Source organism: Promicromonospora thailandica, from assembly GCF_024171955.1.
GTDB lineage: Bacteria > Actinomycetota > Actinomycetes > Actinomycetales > Cellulomonadaceae > Promicromonospora > Promicromonospora thailandica.
In genome coordinates, this window is record NZ_JAMTCS010000010.1 from 96,862 (window position 1) to 113,909 (window position 17,048).

The 17,048-nt window shown below is 73.0% G+C and carries 18 protein-coding genes; 10 read left to right on the plus strand and 8 right to left on the minus strand.

Annotated features, from left to right (window positions below; genetic code table 11):
* The first annotated feature begins 60 nt into the window (after window positions 1-60).
* On the plus strand, window positions 61-522 hold the full coding sequence (locus APR03_RS16590) for a response regulator (RefSeq protein ID WP_253837360.1): 462 nt from the start codon (window positions 61-63) through the stop codon (window positions 520-522).
* Entirely contained in the window at window positions 519-1,568 is a 1,050-nt protein-coding gene (gene trpD, locus APR03_RS16595) for an anthranilate phosphoribosyltransferase (protein WP_253837362.1), read from the plus strand. The genes APR03_RS16590 and trpD overlap by 4 nt, the downstream gene beginning before the upstream one ends.
* Before the next feature lie 121 nt (window positions 1,569-1,689).
* Here the strand turns inward: trpD and APR03_RS16600 are convergent, their stop codons facing one another.
* The 3 genes from APR03_RS16600 to ctaC are packed head-to-tail and all read right to left on the minus strand — an operon-like array spanning window position 1,690 to window position 4,831.
* Window positions 1,690-2,091 (minus strand): cytochrome c oxidase subunit 4, encoded by a 402-nt coding sequence (locus APR03_RS16600; RefSeq protein ID WP_253837364.1) that lies wholly within the window; start codon window positions 2,089-2,091, stop codon window positions 1,690-1,692.
* Window positions 2,088-3,905, minus strand: coding sequence for an aa3-type cytochrome oxidase subunit I (gene ctaD, locus APR03_RS16605; RefSeq protein ID WP_253837366.1), 1,818 nt, complete (start codon window positions 3,903-3,905; stop codon window positions 2,088-2,090). Before ctaD ends, APR03_RS16600 begins: the two co-directional genes overlap by 4 nt.
* Window positions 3,905-4,831 (minus strand): aa3-type cytochrome oxidase subunit II, encoded by a 927-nt coding sequence (gene ctaC / locus APR03_RS16610; protein WP_253837368.1) that lies wholly within the window; start codon window positions 4,829-4,831, stop codon window positions 3,905-3,907. Before ctaC ends, ctaD begins: the two co-directional genes overlap by 1 nt.
* Window positions 4,832-5,236: 405 nt before the next feature.
* Between ctaC and APR03_RS16615 the strand changes: the two genes are divergently transcribed.
* Together APR03_RS16615 and APR03_RS16620 are read left to right on the plus strand one after the other, a co-directional pair.
* Window positions 5,237-6,445, plus strand: coding sequence for a cysteine desulfurase family protein (locus APR03_RS16615; protein ID WP_372494912.1), 1,209 nt, complete (start codon window positions 5,237-5,239; stop codon window positions 6,443-6,445).
* Window positions 6,446-6,486: 41 nt separating this feature from the next.
* Complete coding sequence (locus APR03_RS16620; RefSeq protein ID WP_253837369.1) at window positions 6,487-6,735, plus strand: sulfurtransferase TusA family protein; 249 nt, start codon at window positions 6,487-6,489, stop codon at window positions 6,733-6,735.
* Between the two features lie 176 nt (window positions 6,736-6,911).
* Here APR03_RS16620 and erpA read toward each other — a convergent pair whose 3' ends face one another.
* Entirely contained in the window at window positions 6,912-7,265 is a 354-nt protein-coding gene (gene erpA / locus APR03_RS16625; protein ID WP_119143950.1) for an iron-sulfur cluster insertion protein ErpA, read from the minus strand.
* A 165-nt stretch (window positions 7,266-7,430) separates the two neighbouring features.
* The gene (locus tag APR03_RS16630) at window positions 7,431-8,006 is read right to left on the minus strand and encodes a hypothetical protein (RefSeq protein ID WP_253837370.1); all 576 of its coding nucleotides are present in this window, start codon (window positions 8,004-8,006) and stop codon (window positions 7,431-7,433) included.
* A gap of 131 nt (window positions 8,007-8,137) precedes the next feature.
* On the opposite strand from APR03_RS16630, the gene nadA reads away from it, so the two are divergent.
* The 3 genes from nadA (at window position 8,138) to APR03_RS16645 (ending at window position 10,574) form a co-directional block, all read left to right on the plus strand.
* Window positions 8,138-9,352, plus strand: a complete 1,215-nt coding sequence (gene nadA, locus APR03_RS16635; protein ID WP_253837371.1) for a quinolinate synthase NadA — start codon at window positions 8,138-8,140, stop codon at window positions 9,350-9,352.
* A gap of 13 nt (window positions 9,353-9,365) precedes the next feature.
* The gene (locus APR03_RS16640; RefSeq protein ID WP_253837372.1) at window positions 9,366-9,950 is read left to right on the plus strand and encodes a DJ-1/PfpI family protein; all 585 of its coding nucleotides are present in this window, start codon (window positions 9,366-9,368) and stop codon (window positions 9,948-9,950) included.
* 87 nt (window positions 9,951-10,037) lie between these two features.
* Complete coding sequence (locus APR03_RS16645) at window positions 10,038-10,574, plus strand: acyl-CoA thioesterase (RefSeq protein WP_372494914.1); 537 nt, start codon at window positions 10,038-10,040, stop codon at window positions 10,572-10,574.
* Window positions 10,575-10,620: 46 nt separating this feature from the next.
* Here APR03_RS16645 and APR03_RS16650 read toward each other — a convergent pair whose 3' ends face one another.
* Window positions 10,621-12,000: a dipeptidase gene (locus APR03_RS16650; protein WP_253837373.1), complete on the minus strand. Its 1,380-nt coding sequence runs from the start codon at window positions 11,998-12,000 to the stop codon at window positions 10,621-10,623.
* A gap of 87 nt (window positions 12,001-12,087) precedes the next feature.
* On the opposite strand from APR03_RS16650, the gene APR03_RS16655 reads away from it, so the two are divergent.
* Window positions 12,088-12,693 (plus strand): DUF3043 domain-containing protein, encoded by a 606-nt coding sequence (locus APR03_RS16655; RefSeq protein WP_308216510.1) that lies wholly within the window; start codon window positions 12,088-12,090, stop codon window positions 12,691-12,693.
* A 156-nt stretch (window positions 12,694-12,849) separates the two neighbouring features.
* On the opposite strand, the gene APR03_RS16660 is transcribed toward APR03_RS16655, so the two are convergent.
* Both APR03_RS16660 and yczE read right to left on the minus strand, forming a co-directional pair.
* Entirely contained in the window at window positions 12,850-13,863 is a 1,014-nt protein-coding gene (locus APR03_RS16660) for an aldo/keto reductase family protein (RefSeq protein WP_253837374.1), read from the minus strand.
* A gap of 72 nt (window positions 13,864-13,935) precedes the next feature.
* Entirely contained in the window at window positions 13,936-14,613 is a 678-nt protein-coding gene (gene yczE / locus APR03_RS16665) for a membrane protein YczE (RefSeq protein ID WP_253837377.1), read from the minus strand.
* A gap of 61 nt (window positions 14,614-14,674) precedes the next feature.
* On the opposite strand from yczE, the gene yczR reads away from it, so the two are divergent.
* Both yczR and APR03_RS16675 read left to right on the plus strand, forming a co-directional pair.
* A complete protein-coding gene (yczR, locus tag APR03_RS16670; protein ID WP_253837380.1) occupies window positions 14,675-16,174 on the plus strand; it encodes a MocR-like transcription factor YczR in 1,500 nt (499 codons plus the stop codon).
* Window positions 16,171-17,034, plus strand: coding sequence for a DUF8817 family protein (locus APR03_RS16675; RefSeq protein ID WP_253837381.1), 864 nt, complete (start codon window positions 16,171-16,173; stop codon window positions 17,032-17,034). The genes yczR and APR03_RS16675 overlap by 4 nt, the downstream gene beginning before the upstream one ends.
* The last annotated feature ends 14 nt before the right edge of the window (window positions 17,035-17,048 follow it).

Sequence of the window (17,048 nt, forward strand, 5' to 3'; positions counted from 1 at the left end):
GCCATGAAAAGGGCGCGGACAGAACTGCCGTCCGGGCGGGGACTGTGCCACGATCGACGCATGACTGGCATGACGACGGATGTGACCAGCGCGGCGACGAACGCCGCGGAGCCCGGCGGCTCGGTGTCGAGCCCGCGCGTCCTCCTGTACAGCGACGACCGCACGGTGCGCGAGCAGGTGCGCCTCGCGGTGGGCCCGCGCCTGCGCGCGGGCGCGCCCGCCATCGAGTGGAGCGAGGCAGCGACGCCCGCCGCCGTGGTGGACCGCGCGGACAACGAGACGTGGGACCTGCTCGTCCTCGACGGCGAGGCCGACCAGACCGGCGGCATGGGGCTGTGCCGCCAGCTCAAGAACGAGATCTACGAGTGCCCCCCGGTGCTCGTGCTGACCGGCCGCCCGCAGGACGCGTGGCTCGCCACGTGGTCGCTGGCCGACGGCGTGGTGTCCCGCCCGCTGGACGCCATCGAGGTCCAGGAGGCCGTCGCGCGCCTGCTCTCCGGCCCGCGAGCGGGTACCGCGTGAACCTCGAGGCACCCACCTGGTCCGGCCTGCTCGCCGGGCTGATGACGGGGACCGACCTGAGCCAGGCCGAGGCGTCCTGGGCGATGGACCGGGTCATGACCGGAGAGGTCTCCCCCGTGCAGCTCGCCGGCTTCCTGGTGGCGCTGCGGGCCAAGGGCGAGACGGTCGAGGAGCTCGCGGGGCTGACCGACTCCATGGTGCGGCACGCGACCCGGATCGACGTGCCGGGACCGTCGGTGGACATCGTCGGCACCGGGGGCGACCGCGCCCACACGGTGAACATCTCCACGATGGCCTCGGTGGTCATCGCGGGCGCCGGCCTGCGCGTCGTGAAGCACGGCAACCGGGCGGCGTCGTCGTCGTCGGGCAGCGCGGACGTGCTGGAGGAGCTCGGCATCCGGCTCGACCACCCGCCGGAGCGCGTGGCGCGGATCGCGCTCGAGGCGGGCATCACGTTCTGCTTCGCCGCGGCGTTCCACCCGTCGATGCGCCACGCGGGCGTGACCCGCCGCGAGCTCGGCGTGCCGACGGCGTTCAACTTCCTGGGCCCGCTCACCAACCCCGCCCAGCCGCGCGCGGCCGCCGTCGGGTGCGCCGACGCGCGGATGGCGCCGCTCATGGCCGGTGTGTTCGCCGAGCGCGGCAAGTCGGCGCTGGTGTTCCGCGGTGACGAGGGGCTCGACGAGCTCGCCGCCACGGCGGGCGCCACGGTGTGGGAGGTGTCCGGCGGCACGGTCACCGAGCACCGGATCGACCCCGCCGCCGACCTGGGCCTCACGCGCATCAAGGTCGAGGACCTGCGTGGGCAGGACGCGGCCTACAACGCGGGCGTCGCCCGCGCCGTCCTCGCCGGCGAGAGCGGCCCCGTCCGCGAGACCGTGGTGCTCAACGCCGCCGCGGGCCTGGTGGCCGACGGCACCCTGCCGGGCACGGCCGACGGCTCGCTCGTGGAGCGCCTCACGGCCGGTCTGGACCTGGCCGCCCAGGCGATCGACTCGGGCGCGGCCCAGAGCACGCTGGACGCCTGGATCGCGGCCAGCCGCTAGCCCCCTGCCGAGATAGAACCTTGGCGAGATAGAACGCTGGCGAGATAGAACTGGGGCCGGACCGCTGATCAGCGGTCCGGCCCCAGTTCTATCTCGCCAAGGTTCTATCTCGGCGGAACCGTCAGTGCGAGTGGATGCCTCGCGAGAACTCGAACACCCAGCCCACCAGCGCGATGACAGCCACGCAGAAGCCGATGTAGAGCACCCACCAGCCCACGGCCAGGCCGAGGAAGCAGACCGCGGCGGAACCCGCGATCGCCAGCGGCCACCAGCTCCAGGGCGCGTACACGCCCTGGTCGCCCGCGGCATCCTCGATGTTGCCGTTCGGGTCGTCCTCCGGGCGGGCATCGATCCGGCGGGCCGTGAGGGCCAGGTACGCGCCGATCATGGCCACCAGGCCGCCGACCAGCGGCATGCCCAGGAAGCCGACGGGCTCGCTCCAGTCCGTCATGAAGCCGTAGACGATCCCCGCGCCGACGAACAGCGGAGTACCCCAGAGGAAGAGGCGGCTCTCGATCTTCACTTGCTGGTCCCCTCGTCCGGGTTGTCGACGATCGTGGTCGTGCTCTCGCCGGGCTGCCCGCCGCCGTCCGCGGCGCGCTGCTGACCCTGCTTCTCCTGACCGCGACGGTCGGCCTCGCCGTAGATGTTCTCGAGCACACCACGGTCGGCGTCGTAGTCCGGGCGCTCCATCGCGACGACCTCGGGGTGGTGCAGGTCGAAGGCGGGCGACTCGGAACGGATGCGCGGCAGCGAGGCGAAGTTGTGCCGCGGCGGCGGGCAGGACGTGGCCCACTCCAGGGAGCGGCCGTAACCCCAGGGGTCGTCCACCGTGACCTTGGGCGCCTTGCGGGCCGTGACGAAGACGTTCCAGAGGAACGGCAGGGTCGAGGCGGCGAGGATGAACGCACCGATGGTGGACACCTGGTTCTCCCAGGTGAAGCCCTCCTGGGGCATGTAGTCCGCGTAGCGGCGCGGCATGCCCTCGACGCCCAGCCAGTGCTGGATCAGGAACGTCGTGTGGAAGCCCACGAAGAGCAGCCAGAAGTGCCACTTGCCGAGGCGCTCGCTCAGCATCCGGCCCGTGAACTTGGGCCACCAGAAGTAGAAGCCCGCGAACATCGCGAACACCACGGTGCCGAAGACGACGTAGTGGAAGTGCGCGACCACGAAGTACGAGTCGGAGAGCTGGAAGTCCAGGGCCGGGCTCGACAGGATGATGCCGGTCAGACCGCCGAACAGGAACGTGACCAGGAAGCCGATGGACCAGAGCATCGGCGTCTCGAAGGTGAGCTTCCCGCGCCACATCGTGCCGATCCAGTTGAAGAACTTCACACCGGTCGGCACCGCGATGAGCATCGTCATGAACGCGAAGAACGGCAGCATGACCGCGCCGGTCACGTACATGTGGTGCGCCCACACCGTCACCGACAGGGCGGCGATGGCGATGGTCGCGTACACGAGGCCCGTGTAGCCGAAGATCGGCTTGCGGCTGAAGACCGGCAGGATCTCGGACACGATGCCGAAGAACGGCAGCGCGATGATGTACACCTCGGGGTGGCCGAAGAACCAGAACAGGTGCTGCCAGAGGATGGCGCCACCGTTCTCCGGGTTGAAGATCTGCGCGTCGAGGCGGCGGTCGGCGCCGAGCGCGAACAGCGCGGCGGCCAGCGGCGGGAACGCCATGAGCACCAGGAGGCTGGTGATCAGCGTGTTCCAGGTGAAGATCGGCATCCGGAACATCGTCATGCCCGGCGCACGCATCGTGATGATCGTGGTGATGAAGTTGACCGCACCGAGGATCGTGCCGAAACCGGCCAGCGCCAGGCCGAAGACCCACAGGTCTCCGCCCAACCCCGGACTGTAGGTGGTGGTCGACAGCGGCGCGTACGCGAACCAGCCGAACGAGGCGGCACCCTGGGGGGTGAGGAAGCCGGCCGTCGTGATGAGGCCGCCGAACAGGAACAGCCAGTAGGCGAACATGTTCAGGCGCGGGAACGCGACGTCGGGCGCACCGATCTGCAGCGGCATGATCACGTTCGCGAAGCCCGCGAAGAGCGGGGTGGCGAAGAGCAGCAGCATCACGGTGCCGTGCATCGTGAAGAGCTGGTTGTACTGCTCCTTGCTCTGCACGAGCTGGATGCCGGGCTCGAAGAGCTCGGCCCGGATCAGCAGGGCCATGAGGCCGCCGATGCAGAAGAAGATGAACGACGTGATCAGGTACAGGTACCCGATGGTCTTGTGGTCAGTGGTGGTGATCCACTTGACGACGGTCCGGCCGAGCGTCTGACGCCTGGGCGCCAGGCCCGGGACCAGCTCGGTGGTTGCTGCGGCCATCAGTGCCCAGCCTCCTCTTCTTCTGTCTCTCCCGGGCGGCTGTCGACCGGGCCGGCCGTGCGGGCGAGGTCCATGCCCAGCGAGCCGGTCTGGCCCTTGGCCCGGAGCTCGTCCATGTGGGCCTCGTACTCCTCGGCCGAGACGACCTTCACGTTGAAGAGCATGCCGGAGTGGAACTCGCCGCAGAGCTCGGCGCACTTGCCCGCGTACGTGCCCACACGGGTCGGCGTCACCTGGAACGTGTTCGTCCGGTTGGGGATCATGTCCTGCTTGTACAGGAACGCGGGGATCCAGAACGAGTGGATGACGTCACGCGAGTCGAGCGTGAACTCCACGGTCTCGTTCACCGGCAGGTACAGGGTCGGGAAGGACTTCGAGGTGCCGACGGCACCGTCGAGCTCGTCCTCCGCCGTGACGCTGCCCGGGTCCGCCTCGTGCTCGCCGAAGTCGTAGACGTCGGCGTCGAGGTAGTTGAAGTCCCAGCTCCACTGCTTGCCGATCACCTGGATGTGCTCGGTGGCGGTGCCGTCGACCCGGTTGATCTCGGTCATGTCCCGGTCGGTGTACCAGAACAGCACGAGCACCATGATCAGCGGCACGGCCGTGTACATGAGCTCGAGCGGCAGGTGGTAGCGCGTCTGCACCGGGAGCTGGTGGTCGTCCTTGCGCTTGCGGTAGGCCGCGATGCACCACAGCATCAGGCCCCACGTCACGATGCCCACCAGGAGGGCAGCGATCCACGAGCCCACCCAGAGGTCGGTGATGCGCGCGGTCTGGTTTGTCACCTCCCCGTCGCTGTAGCCGGGCAGGTATCCGCGCTGTACGGAGTCGCTGGCGCAGCCCGTGGCCAGCACCGCGACGGCGACGGCGAGAGCCGACGCGCGCAGGATGGCCCGCGGGGTGCGGGTAGGTGGCTTCGAGTGCAAGGGAGGCCTTTCACGTCTCGTCCGGCGCGTCGCACCGGTTTCCTCCCGAGCTCCACGCAGAACCTTCGTCCTCGATGAGATGCAGCCTAGCGCGCCCGGAGGCCTGATGATGCCCGGAAGGGGCCCGCGGAGACGTGACGCACTCCGCATCCGGGGCAGGTGTCGGTGCTGTTCAGGACACGCGCCCGGGTCGTGTCAGAACGATCGCTGCGCGGGGCCTCGCGCGCGGGTGCGAGGATCGGGGGGACGACGACGGCGGCGCACCCGCTCCCGCGCCGGAACCGCACCGGAACCGCACGGGAACGGCACCCGTCCCGCCGTCGTCCCGACGCCGCCCCGGCGCCGGAGCCGCCCGCCCGGCCACGGGCGCGACGCTCCCGCCGGACCCCACGAGCAGGAGGACGTGTGAGCCACGCCACCCCGGGCACTCCAGGCCGGGCCGACCCCGAGCAGCCGGACCCTGCCCGCCGGACGCAACCGCAGCGGGTGCACCTCGACAACGGTGGCCGCGCCCCGTGGCACCCGCTCGCGCGGCAGGCGTTCGAGCAGGCCCTCGCCGACGGCTGGGCCGACCCACGCCGCCTGCACGCCGAGGGACGCCGGGCCGCCCGGCTGCTCGACGCCTCCCGGGAGGCGGTCGCGGCCGTGCTCGGCGCGCGCACGCAGGAGGTCTGGTTCACACCCAGCCACACGGCGTCGCTGCACACCGCGGTCGCGTCCGCCGCCGCGGCCCGGCGGCGGGCGGGCACGACCGTCGTCGCGAGCGCCGTCGAGCGTGCGGCGGTGCTGCACGCGGCGGAGCACGTCGCGGGCCCGGAGGCCGGACCGCACCTGGTGCCGGTGGACCGGCTGGGGCGGGTCGACGCGGCGGCGATGGCGGACGCCGTCCGCGGGCCGGGCGTCGCGCTGGCCGCCCTGCAGCACGCCAACGGCGAGGTCGGCACGCACCAGCCGGTCGGGGCGGTGCACGAGGCGGCGCGGGCGGCCGGCGTCCCGCTGCTGGTCGACGCCGGGGCGAGCCTCGGCCACGTGGCGGTGGCCGACGCCTGGGACCTGCTCGCCGCCGACCCCGCCGACTGGGGCGGACCGGCGGGTCTCGGCGTCCTCGCGGTGCGCCAGCGCGTGCGGACGACGCCCGTGGGGCCGGAGGACGAGGAGCCGTGGGCGCCAGGCGGCGTGAGCGTGCCGCTCGCGTTCGCGGCGGCGGTGGCGCTGCAGGCGGTCGAGTCCGACCGTGTGGCGCAGGAGGCCCGGCGGCGTGAGCTCGTCGACCGGCTGCGCGCCGAGGTGGCCCGGATCCCCGACGTCGAGGTGGTGGGCGACCCGGACGACCGGCTCCCCCACGTGGCGACGTTCTCGTTCCTCTACGTGGACGGCGAGGCGCTCGTGACGGAGCTCGACCGCCAGGGGTTCGCCGTCGGCTCCGGGTCCGCGTGCACGGCGAGCACCCTGGAGCCCTCGCACGTGCTCGCGGCGATGGGCGTGCTCACGCACGGCAACGTGCGCGTCGCCCTGGACCGCTCGACGACGGCGGACGACGTCGACCGGTTCTGCGCCGTGCTGCCCGGCGCGGTCGCCCGGGTGCGGGACATGCTCGGCGTCGGCGGCCTGTGACGCCGCCCGTGTCCGACGCACAGGTCACTAGAGTGGCGTGCGTGTCTGACACGTTGGTGGACGCGCGCGGGTTGCGGTGCCCGCTGCCGGTGATCCGTCTGGCCGCCGCCGCGAAGGACCTGCCGGCGGGGACGGAGCTCACGGTGCTGTCGACCGACCCGGCGGCCCGGCTCGACGTCCCGGCCTGGTGCCGCATGCGCGGTCACGTGCACGTGGCGACGCGGGAGCACCGGGCGGAGGATGACGACGACCCCTGGACGGGCTGGGCGGTCACGGTCCGCCTGGCCTGACCCCGGTCACGTCCGCTCGTATCGCTGAGGTCGGTCGCTTGCCTCGAGATCGGTCCATCGATGGACCGATCTCGAGGCAAGCGACCGACCTCGGCGAGTTCCTGCATCCACCCGGGCGGACGACGGCGGGCCGGTCACCCGTGGTGACCGGCCCGCCTCGGGCGCTGCGGCTCAGATCAGGAGAACGACCCGCCGCAGGCGCATGCGCTGCCCGCGTTCGGGTTGTCGATCGTGAAGCCCTGCTGCTCGATCGTGTCCTTGAAGTCGATCGTGGCGCCCTCGAGGTACGGCACGCTCATCTTGTCCACGACGACCTCGACGCCGTCGTAGTCCCGCAGCGCGTCCCCGTCGAGCAGCCGCTCGTCGAAGTAGAGCTGGTAGATCAGCCCGGAGCAGCCACCCGGCTGCACCGCGACGCGCAGGCGCAGGTCGTCGCGGCCCTCCTGCTCGAGCAGGCTACGGACCTTGCCCGCGGCGACGTCGGTGACGTTGACGCCGTGGGTTGCGATGTCCGTGGTGGTGTCGGTCATGTCATCTCCCGATCGTGTTCGACATACCCGTAGTCGTACTTTCAGCCGTTCCAACCCGTTGGATCGTCCGTCTGTTCCCGCTACCGGTTGTTCTCCGACGATCGTACGCCTCAGGACCCCGGGGGCAACCATGCGTCCACAGCGCGGCGCCCACCGGGCGCCGGCTCAGGAGGCCCAGCCGGGGGTCCAGGTCCGAGCCACGCGGGCGACGTCGCCGTCGGTCACCTCGTGCACCCCGCTGAGGCCCGCGGTGGACCACTCGCGCCTGGTCACCTCGCTGCGGTCGGTGACGACCACGACCGGGACGGCGTGCGGCGCGGCCGCGGCGGCCGCCTCCACGACGACGCCGCGGCGCAGCTCCTCGCCGTCCAGCCGCGTGACGTACGCCACGACGACGTCGGCCCCCGCGGCGGCTCTCCCGAGCGCCGCCCCGTCGGCGGGCGGCAGCACGGACGGCGCCGGGCCGGGTGCGCTCGGGCCGGGCTGCGCGGGTCCCGCGTCCGTGGCGCCGACGGCGGCCGGCCGGCCCACGGGGATCGCCGCCCCCGCCAGCAGCACGCTGCCGCTCGCGGGCTCGTGCCCCAGGGCGGGAGGCACGGACGGCGCCGTGCCACGCGCCCCGGGCACCACGACCTCACGGGCCTCGGCGACGGCGTGCGGCGCGGCGGCGTGCCACGCGGAGGCGAGTCGCTCGGCGTCGGGCAGGGTCTCGGCAAGCAGCAGCACGTGCACGACAGGCATCGTGGCACGCGCCCGGCGCGCGCCACCACCCCACCTGGACACCGCGCCCGGATCCCGCGCCCGACGACCGTCCGGAAGCCCGCCCCGGCCCTGTGGACGACGCTGTCTGAGCGTCACCGCCGCGTGTCATGATGGTCACTGTGAGCACCCTGCTGGCTGATCCCACCGGCTTCTCCGAGCCCGCCCCGTCCCCGCTGCTGCTGCTCGGCCAGGGCCGTGACCTGGCCTCCGAGCGCGGCGTGGAGTGTCCGGGCGACCTGCCCGCCGCGAGCGACCCCGACCTCGTCGAACGGGCCCGCGCCGCGCGTGCCGCGCTCGGTGACCGGGCGTTCGTGCTGGGGCACCACTACCAGCGCGACGAGGTCATCGACTTCGCCGACGTCACCGGCGACTCCTTCAAGCTCGCGCGCGAGGCGGCCGCCCGCCCCGAGGCCGAGTTCATCCTGTTCTGCGGCGTGCACTTCATGGCCGAGAGCGCGGACATCCTGACGTCCGACCAGCAGCAGGTCGTGCTGCCGGACCTCGCCGCGGGCTGCTCCATGGCCGACATGGCGGCGATCGGCCAGGTCGAGGAGGCCTGGGCGGTGCTGCAGGACGCCGGCATCGCGGACTCCACGATCCCCGTGACCTACATGAACTCGTCGGCCGCGATCAAGGCGTTCACCGGGCGCCACGCGGGCACCGTGTGCACGTCCTCGAACGCGGAGGTCGCGCTGCGCTGGGCGTTCGACCAGGTGGGCGGTGTGGACGGCACCGGCAAGGTGCTGTTCCTCCCCGACCAGCACCTGGGCCGCAACACCGCCGTCCTGGAGCTCGGGATGTCGCTGGACGACTGCGTGGTGTTCGACCCCCGCAAGCCGAACGGCGGGCTCACCGACCAGGAGCTGCGCGACGCCCGGATGATCCTGTGGCGCGGCCACTGCTCCGTGCACGGCCGCTTCTCCGAGAAGAACGTCACCGACATCCGCGCGGCGGTCCCCGGCATCAACGTCATGGTGCACCCCGAGTGCCGGCACGAGGTCGTCACCGCGGCCGACCACGTCGGCTCGACGGAGTACATCATCAAGCAGCTCGAGGCCGCGGAGCCCGGCTCCTCGTGGGCCATCGGCACGGAGCTCAACCTGGTCCGCCGGGTGGCCCGGGCCCACCCGGACAAGCAGGTGCACTACCTCGACTCGACGGTGTGCTTCTGCTCGACCATGAACCGCATCGACCTGCCCCACCTGGTGTGGGCCATGGAGTCGCTCGTGGAGGGCCGCATGGTGAACCGGATCGTCGTGGACGCCGACGACGCGCACTGGGCGCGCGTGGCGCTCGACCAGATGCTGGCCCTCCCCGGGATCTGACCCGCACGGGCCAATGAGCGGCAACGGCGGGCTGCGCATCGGGATCTTCGTCTTCGACGGGGCGGAGGAGCTCGACGTGGTCGGGCCCTTCGAGGTCTTCGCCGAGTGGGGCTCGCACTCGCAGCTCCGTCCCACGGTGAGCACGTTCTCGTGGGACGGAGCCGGGGTGCGGCTCGCGAAGGGGCTGCGGATCCTGCCGGCGCACGGCGCGGACGACGTCGGCCCGCTGCACGTGCTGGTCTACCCCGGCGGGCTGGGCACACGCCCGCTGCTGGCCGAGCCGGGCCACCTCGAGTGGCTGCGGCAGATCCGCAAGCAGACCCCCGTCATCGCGAGCGTCTGCACGGGCGCCCTGCCCCTGGCGGCCGCAGGCCTGCTCGCGGGCCGGCCCGCGACCACGCACCACAACCACTACGACGAGCTCGCCGACATCGACCCGAGCATCCTCGTGGACACCGAGGCGCGGTACGTGGACGACGGCGACGTGGTCACCTCCGCGGGCGTGTCCGCGGGGATCGACATGGCGCTCCACCTGGTCGAGCGCCTCGAGACGCCCGGCGTGGCACGGGCCGTGCGGTTCGAGATCCAGGCGACCTGACCACCGCGCGGCGGGGCGGTGAGCATGAACCGGGCGCTCCGGTGAGCAGGTATCTGATACTTCCGGTTCCCGGTATAACCTCGGCACATGGCTCGCATGCTCCAGCTCACCTTGTCCGGACTGCTCCCGCGCAAGGCCCGCCCCGGCCAGACGCTGCTCGACCCCTCGGTCACCCGGATGCGCGTCGGCCCCCTGGACCTGGACTCCTACCTGCACGTCAACAACGGCACGTACCTGCAGATGATGGACGTGGCCCGGAACAACCAGATCGCCGACCTCGGCCTGTTCCCGGTCGCCCGGCGGAAGGGCTGGGCTCCGGTGGTCGCGGCGTCGACCATGAAGTACCGGCGCTCGCTGCAGCCGTTCGACCGGTTCGAGATCACCACCCGGATCCTCGGCTGGGACGAGCGCGTCTTCTACCTGGAGCAGGTCTTCACGCGCGGTGACACGCTGTACGCGCGGGGCTGGGTGGCCAGCCGCTTCCTCGACCGCAAGGGCAACCGGATCGCTCCGGCCGACGTGATCCGCGACGCGACCGGCGAGGTGCCGGCCTCCCCCGAGCTGCCCGCGGACGTCGCCGCCTGGGCGCGCGCCGTGGACGTGTCGCCCCGCCCGGTCGCCTGAGCGACGGCCCGCGGGGCGCGCGACCACGCCCCGCGGGCGGCTCGTGTCAGAGCCCCTCGCCGACCTTCGTCAGCAGCAGTGCCTCCGCCAGGACGACCTTCTGCAGCTCGCCCAGGTGCACCGACTCGTTCGCGCCGTGGGCGCGCGAGTCCGGGTCCTCGACGCCGGTCACCAGGATCGCGGCGTCGGGGAAGACCTCCAGCAGGTCCGCGATGAACGGGATGGACCCGCCCACGCCGACGTCGACCGGCGCGGTGTCCCACGCCTCGGTGAACGCGGCGCGCGCCGCGCGCATCGCCGCGGTGTCGCCCGGCGCGAGGAACGGCTTGCCCTGCTCGCCCGAGCGCCACGTGACGTGGGCGCCCAGCGGCGCGTGCCGCTCCACGTGGGCCGCGAGCGCCGCGTCGGCGGCCACCGGGTCCTGACCCGGCGCGAGCCGCAGCGAGATCTTCGCGGTGCAGCGGGGCGCGATCGTGTTGGACGCCGCGGCCACCGAGGTCACGTCCATCCCGATCACGGAGAGGGCCGGCTTGGACCACAGCCGACCCGACAGCGTCCCGGTCCCGGCCAGCCGAGCGCCCTCGAGCAGCGACGAGTCGGCGCGGAACTCGGCCTCGGCGTAGTCGACCTCGGGCTCGGGCGCGGTGACCAGACCCTCGACGGCGACGTCGCCGGCCTCGTCGTGGAACGTCGCCACGAGCCGGGACATCAGGGTGACGGCGTCGAGCACGGCGCCGCCGAACATGCCCGAGTGCACCGCGTGGTCCAGGACGCGCAGCTCGATCTCGCCGTCGACCAGGCCGCGCAGCGACGTCGTGAGCGCGGGCACGCCGACCTTCCAGTTGGTGGAGTCGGCCACGACGATCACGTCGGCCGCGAGCAGGTCGCGGTAGGTCTCCAGGAAGGCCCGGAACGACGGTGAGCCCGACTCCTCCTCGCCCTCGAGGAAGACGGTGACGCCGACGGGCAGGTCCGCGCCCTCGGGCAGGCCGAGCGCGCGCAGGGCACCCAGGTGGGCGGCGATGCCCGCCTTGTCGTCGGCGGCGCCGCGACCGTACAGCCGGTCGCCGACCTGGGTGGGCTCGAACGGGTCGGTGTCCCAGGTGGCCGAGTCGCCCGGGGGCTGCACGTCGTGGTGGGCGTACAGGAGCACGGTCGGCGCGCCCTCGGGGGCGGGCCGGCGCGCGACGACGGCGGGCGCACCGGCCGTGCCGTCGGGGCGCGGCGCGGACAGGATCTGGACGTCGGGCAGGCCGGCGTCGCGCAGGAGCTGCGCCGTGGCCGTGGCGCTGGCGGCGACGTGCGCCTGGTCGAACGCGGCGGCCGAGACGCTCGGGATGCGCACGAGCGCCTCGAGGTCGGCCTGCAGGGCGGGGAACAGCTCGGCGACGCGGGCCCGGAGGGCCGCGGTGGTCTCTGTGGTCACCGGACCACGTTAACGGCTGGGCGGTCACCGGCCGGGCGGTCGGAGGGCTCGCAGCGGGGCACCGGCGCGAGCGGATAGGCTAGGACCGTGTTCTCCCGCAGCAAGACCTCGACACCCGACGGCGTGACCCCCGTGGGCGAGTCCCCGGACGAGGTGACGCAGGCGCCGTCCGCCGCCGGCAAGGGCCGTCCGACGCCCAAGCGCAACGTCGCGCAGGCGGCGAACAAGCGCCCGCTGGTCCCGGACGACCGCAGGGCGGCCCGCAAGGCGCAGCGCGAGAAGTCGCGCGTCGACCGGGAGCGCACCTACCAGGCGATGCAGACCGGCGACGAGCGGTACATGCCCCCGAGGGACAAGGGACCGGTCCGCCGCTACGTGCGCGACTTCGTGGACGCGCGGTGGAACCTCGGCGAGTTCTTCCTGCCCGTCGCGTTCGTCTTCCTGTTCGCCACGTTCTTCACGCAGCGGTACCCGGAGCTCAGCATCGTCGTGATGCTCGGCCTGTACGGCTTCCTGCTCCTGACGATCGTCGACGTCTGGCTGCTGTGGCGGTCGCTGAAGAAGCGCCTGACCGCGAAGTTCGGCGAGGTGCCGCGCGGCCTGCTCATGTACACGGTCACGCGCGCCTACCAGCTGCGCCGCTCGCGCCTGCCCAAGCCGATGAGCAAGAAGCGCGGCAACTACCCGGAGTAACCCGTCTCGCCGAGATAGAACTGCAGCGAGATAGAACCGTGGCGAAGTAGAACCGTGGCGAAGTAGAACCCTGGCGGTTGCCAGAGTTCTACCTCGCCACAGTTCTATCTCGCTGCAGTTCTACTTCGCTGCAGTTCTACTTCGGCGGGATGGGGGTCAGGCCGGGCGCTGCTTCGGCATGCCCTCGAGGGTCTTGGCCGGGTCGCGCTGGACGACGCCCGCGAGCGCCTCGTCGATCTGCTTCAGCAGCTCGTCCGGGATGGTCACGCCCGACGCCTTCACGTTCTCCGCGACCTGCTCGGGACGCGAGGCGCCCACGAGCGCGGCGGCCACGTTGTCGTTCTGCAGCACCCACGCGACGGCGAGCTGCGCCATCGACAGGCCGAGCTCGTCGGCGACGGGCCGCAGGTTCTGCACGGCGGCGAGGGTCTCGTCGGTCATGAAGCGGCTGATGGTCTGCGCGCCGCCCTTCTCGTCGGTCGCACGCGACCCGGCGGGCGCCGGCTGCCCCGGCAGGTACTTGCCCGACAGGACACCCTGCGCCATGGGCGAGAACACGATCTGCGAGACGCCCACCTCCTTGGACGCCGGCACGACCTCGTCCTCGATGACGCGCCACAGCATCGAGTACTGCGGCTGCGAGGAGATGAGCTGGAAGCCGAGCTCCTTGGCCAGGGCGGCGCCGGCGCGGATCTGGTCGGCGGTCCACTCCGAGACGCCGATGTAGAGGGCCTTGCCCTGGCGGACGATGTCGGCGAAGGCCTGCATCGTCTCCTCGAGCGGCGTCTCCACGTCGTAGCGGTGCGCCTGGTAGAGGTCGACGTAGTCCGTGCCGAGCCGCTTCAGGGACCCGTTGATCGACTCCATGACGTGCTTGCGCGACAGGCCCACGTCGTTGGGGCCCTTGGGGCCGGTGGGCCAGTACACCTTGGTGAAGATCTCGAGCGACTCGCGGCGCTCGCCCTTGAGGGCGTCGCCGAGAACCTGCTCCGCCGCGGTGTTCGCGTAGGCGTCCGCCGTGTCGAAGGTGCTGATGCCGGCGTCGAGCGCGGCGCGCACGCAGGCCGCGGCGACGTCGTTCTCCACCTGGGACGCGTGGGTGAGCCAGTTGCCGTACGTGATCTCCGAGATCTTGAGACCACTGTTGCCGAGGTACCGGTAGTTGACCATGTCAGCACCCTATGACAAGAGTTCGAATCGAATCGACCCTGCCGACGGACCGGTTCCGGACAAGAGCATCCCTCAGCGGTGCCCGGTCAGCCCCGCCGGTGCGAGCCAGCGGGCGGACACCTGCACCACGGGTCCCACACCGAACGCGAACACCACGGTGGCCCAGCCGAACGTGCCGCCCAGCAGCACGCCGAGCACCACCACGGAGACCTCGATCGCCGTCTTGATCGCCCAGACCGGCCGGCCCGTGAGCTGCACCAGGCCCGTCATGAGCCCGTCGCGGGGGCCCGGCCCGAGCCGCGCGCCCACGTAGGCCGCCGTGCTCACCCCGAGCAGCACGATCCCGGCCAGCGCCAGCGCGACCCCCGCCACGAGCGCCGGCTCGGGGAGCACCAGCTCCAGGAGCCACAGCGCCGGGTCGATGACCATGCTGATCACGATGATGTTCGCGACGGTGCCGACCCCGGGCCGCTGCCGCAGGGGGATCCACGCGAGCATGACCAGCAGGCCCACGCCGAGCACCACCCAGCCGTAGGCCAGGCCGGTGCGGTCCACGATGCCCTGGTCGAGCACCGCCCACGGCATGGCGCCCTGCCCCGAGTGCAGCATGAGCGCCGTCGCGACGCCGAAGCCGACGAGGCCCAGGACGAGCTGGACGACGCGGCGCGCGGGGTGCATCCGCACGGGAGGGGGCGCATCGGGCGAAACCTGACGGCCGGTGGTCGTGGTCGGTGTCGTGGGAACGGTCATGGACCCCATCGTGCGACTCATTGGCCTTGTCTTCCAGGTCCAATCGCGCAAGAGTGGCCTCATGCCCGCCGCGACGCCGACCGTGCTGCGCCAGCTCTCCCCCGCGTCCACCGCACGCCTGCTCGGCGCCTGGCACGCCGGCGGCCCGGCCTACGTGGCGCTCGCCGACGCGCTGCGGGTGGCCGTGCTGTCCGGCACGCTCGCCCCGCACACCCGGCTGCCGAGCGAGCGAGAGCTCGCCGCGGCGCTGCACGTCTCCCGGACCACGACGTCGGGCGCGTACGCGCGGCTGCGCGAGCTCGGGTTCGCGGTGAGCCGGGTCGGCTCGGGCACCGTCACGACCCTGCCGCAGCGGTCGGCCGGCCGCGGGCCGTCCCCGACGGCGGGCGGCGACGCCCCCGTGGCCGACGACGCGCTGCGCGGCGGCGGCATCACCGGCGTCGACGCCGGAGGCGGGTACCTGGACCTCTGGCAGGCGACCCCGCCCGCGCCGCCCGAGCTGCACGACGCCTTCGCCCGCGCGCTGGAGGGCCTGCCCGCCTACCTCGACTCGGGCGGGTACGAGCCCTACGGCCTGACGCCCCTGCGCGAGGCCGTCGCGGCGCGCTACCGCGAGCGCGGCGTGCCCACCACGGCCGACGAGATCCTGGTCACCACGGGCGCCCAGCAGGCGATCGCGCTGCTCGCCCGCACCCATCTGCGCCCCGGCGACCGGGCGGTGGTGGAGACGCCCACGTACTTCCACGCCATGGAGGCCATGCGGGAGGCCGGCGGGCGGCTCCTGGGCGTGCCGACGGGGCCGCTCGACGTCGACCAGCTCGCCTCGGCCGTGCACCGCGCCCGGCCGCGGCTCGTCTACCTCGTGCCGGACTACCAGAACCCGACCGGCTCCGTGCTCGCCGGCGACGAGCGGGCCGCGGTCCGCGAGATCGCGGACCGGTACGGCGTCACGGTGGTGGGTGACGAGACCCTCGTGGAGCTCGGCCTGTCGGACGACGGCACGCCGCCCCCCTTCGCCGGGGACGGCACCTCGCCGCACGTGGTGTCGGTCGGCTCCGCCTCGAAGGTGTTCTGGGGCGGCCTGCGCGTGGGCTGGATCCGGGCCCACGCGCAGGTCATCGCCCACCTCGCCCGGGCCCGGCAGTCGGCCGACATCGCCACGGCCGTGCTCGACCAGCTCGCCGTCACCGAGCTGCTGGCCCGCCGCGCCGAGGTGCTCCCGGCCCGGCGGCGACTGCTGCGTGAACGCCGGGACCTGCTCGTCGACGGACTGCGTGCCGCGCTCCCCTGGGAGGTCCCCGTGCCGGCGGGCGGACTGTTCTGCTGGGTCGACCTGGGCCGGCCGGTCGCCCAGGCCTTCGCCGCCGCGGCCGCCGCCGAGGGCGCACGGGTTGCCGCCGGCCCCCTGTTCACGCCGGACGGCGCCGGGGCCGGCTCGCACGTGCGGCTCACCTTCACGCGCTCCCCCGCCGAGCTGGCCGACGCCGTGCCCCGGCTCGTGCGCGCCTGGCACCGCGTGTCGTCGGGCCGCCCGGGGGCGTCTGGCAGGCTCGGAGCATGACCGACACCCCTCCTCCCGCGGACGACGCCCTGCGCGCCACAGCGGCGGCCGCCGTCATGGTGCCGTTCCTGCCCTGCGGGAACATCGACGTGATCGCGGACTTCTGGACCGGGCTCGGCCTGACGGTCACCTACCGGCAGCGTCGCCCCAACCCCTACGTGGCCCTCGAGCTCGGCCGGATCGCGCTCCACTACTACGGCATGCCCCGGTGGGACCCGGAGGCGTCGCACTCGACCTGCGTCGTCGGCGTGCCCGACACCACCCCGCTCTACGAGCGGTTCGCCGCCGGGCTGCGCGAACGCTTCGGGCGCCTGCCCGTCGACGGCGTACCGCGCATCACGCGCCCGCGCCGACGCGCCAACAACGCGGGCCTGACCGGCTTCAGCCTGATCGACCCGGCCGGCAACTGGGTGCGGTTCAGCCGCCTCCCGCCGCCGGACGCCGGACCCGTCGCACCCGACGGCGACGTCACCGTGTGGGTCACCGAGGAGGGCGCCGGCCCCCTGGCCCGGGCGCTCGACGCCGCCGTCGTGCAGGCGGACTCCCACGGCGAACCGGCCCAGGCCCGCAAGGCCCTCACCGGCGCCCTGCGCCGTGCCACCGACCAGGACCGCCGCGCCGCCGAGGACGGCGCGACGGTCGCGCCGACACCCGTCGCGGAGCTCGCCCGCGCCCTGGCCTACCTCGTCGAGCTGTGCGTGCGCACGGGCGACGAGCAGGCCGCCCGGGACGCCTTCGCCCGGCTCGCGGCGCTCGCCGGGACCGGGGGCCCGGCAGTCGACCCGGCGGTCGACCCGGCAGTGGCCGCGGCGGTCGACGACGCAGTGGCCGAGGCGCGCGCGGTCCTGCCGCCCGGCTGACGGCCCGACGGCGG

Coding starts and splice junctions, on each gene's coding strand:
- APR03_RS16590 (WP_253837360.1), top strand. CDS start 61: ATGACTGGCATGACGACGGATGTGACCAGCGCGGCGACGAACGCCGCG.
- ctaD (WP_253837366.1), bottom strand. CDS start 3,905: ATGGCCGCAGCAACCACCGAGCTGGTCCCGGGCCTGGCGCCCAGGCGT.
- erpA (WP_119143950.1), bottom strand. CDS start 7,265: ATGACCGACACCACCACGGACATCGCAACCCACGGCGTCAACGTCACC.
- APR03_RS16630 (WP_253837370.1), bottom strand. CDS start 8,006: ATGCCTGTCGTGCACGTGCTGCTGCTTGCCGAGACCCTGCCCGACGCC.
- nadA (WP_253837371.1), top strand. CDS start 8,138: ATGGTCACTGTGAGCACCCTGCTGGCTGATCCCACCGGCTTCTCCGAG.
- APR03_RS16640 (WP_253837372.1), top strand. CDS start 9,366: ATGAGCGGCAACGGCGGGCTGCGCATCGGGATCTTCGTCTTCGACGGG.
- APR03_RS16645 (WP_372494914.1), top strand. CDS start 10,038: ATGGCTCGCATGCTCCAGCTCACCTTGTCCGGACTGCTCCCGCGCAAG.
- APR03_RS16660 (WP_253837374.1), bottom strand. CDS start 13,863: ATGGTCAACTACCGGTACCTCGGCAACAGTGGTCTCAAGATCTCGGAG.
- yczE (WP_253837377.1), bottom strand. CDS start 14,613: ATGACCGTTCCCACGACACCGACCACGACCACCGGCCGTCAGGTTTCG.
- yczR (WP_253837380.1), top strand. CDS start 14,675: ATGCCCGCCGCGACGCCGACCGTGCTGCGCCAGCTCTCCCCCGCGTCC.
- APR03_RS16675 (WP_253837381.1), top strand. CDS start 16,171: ATGACCGACACCCCTCCTCCCGCGGACGACGCCCTGCGCGCCACAGCG.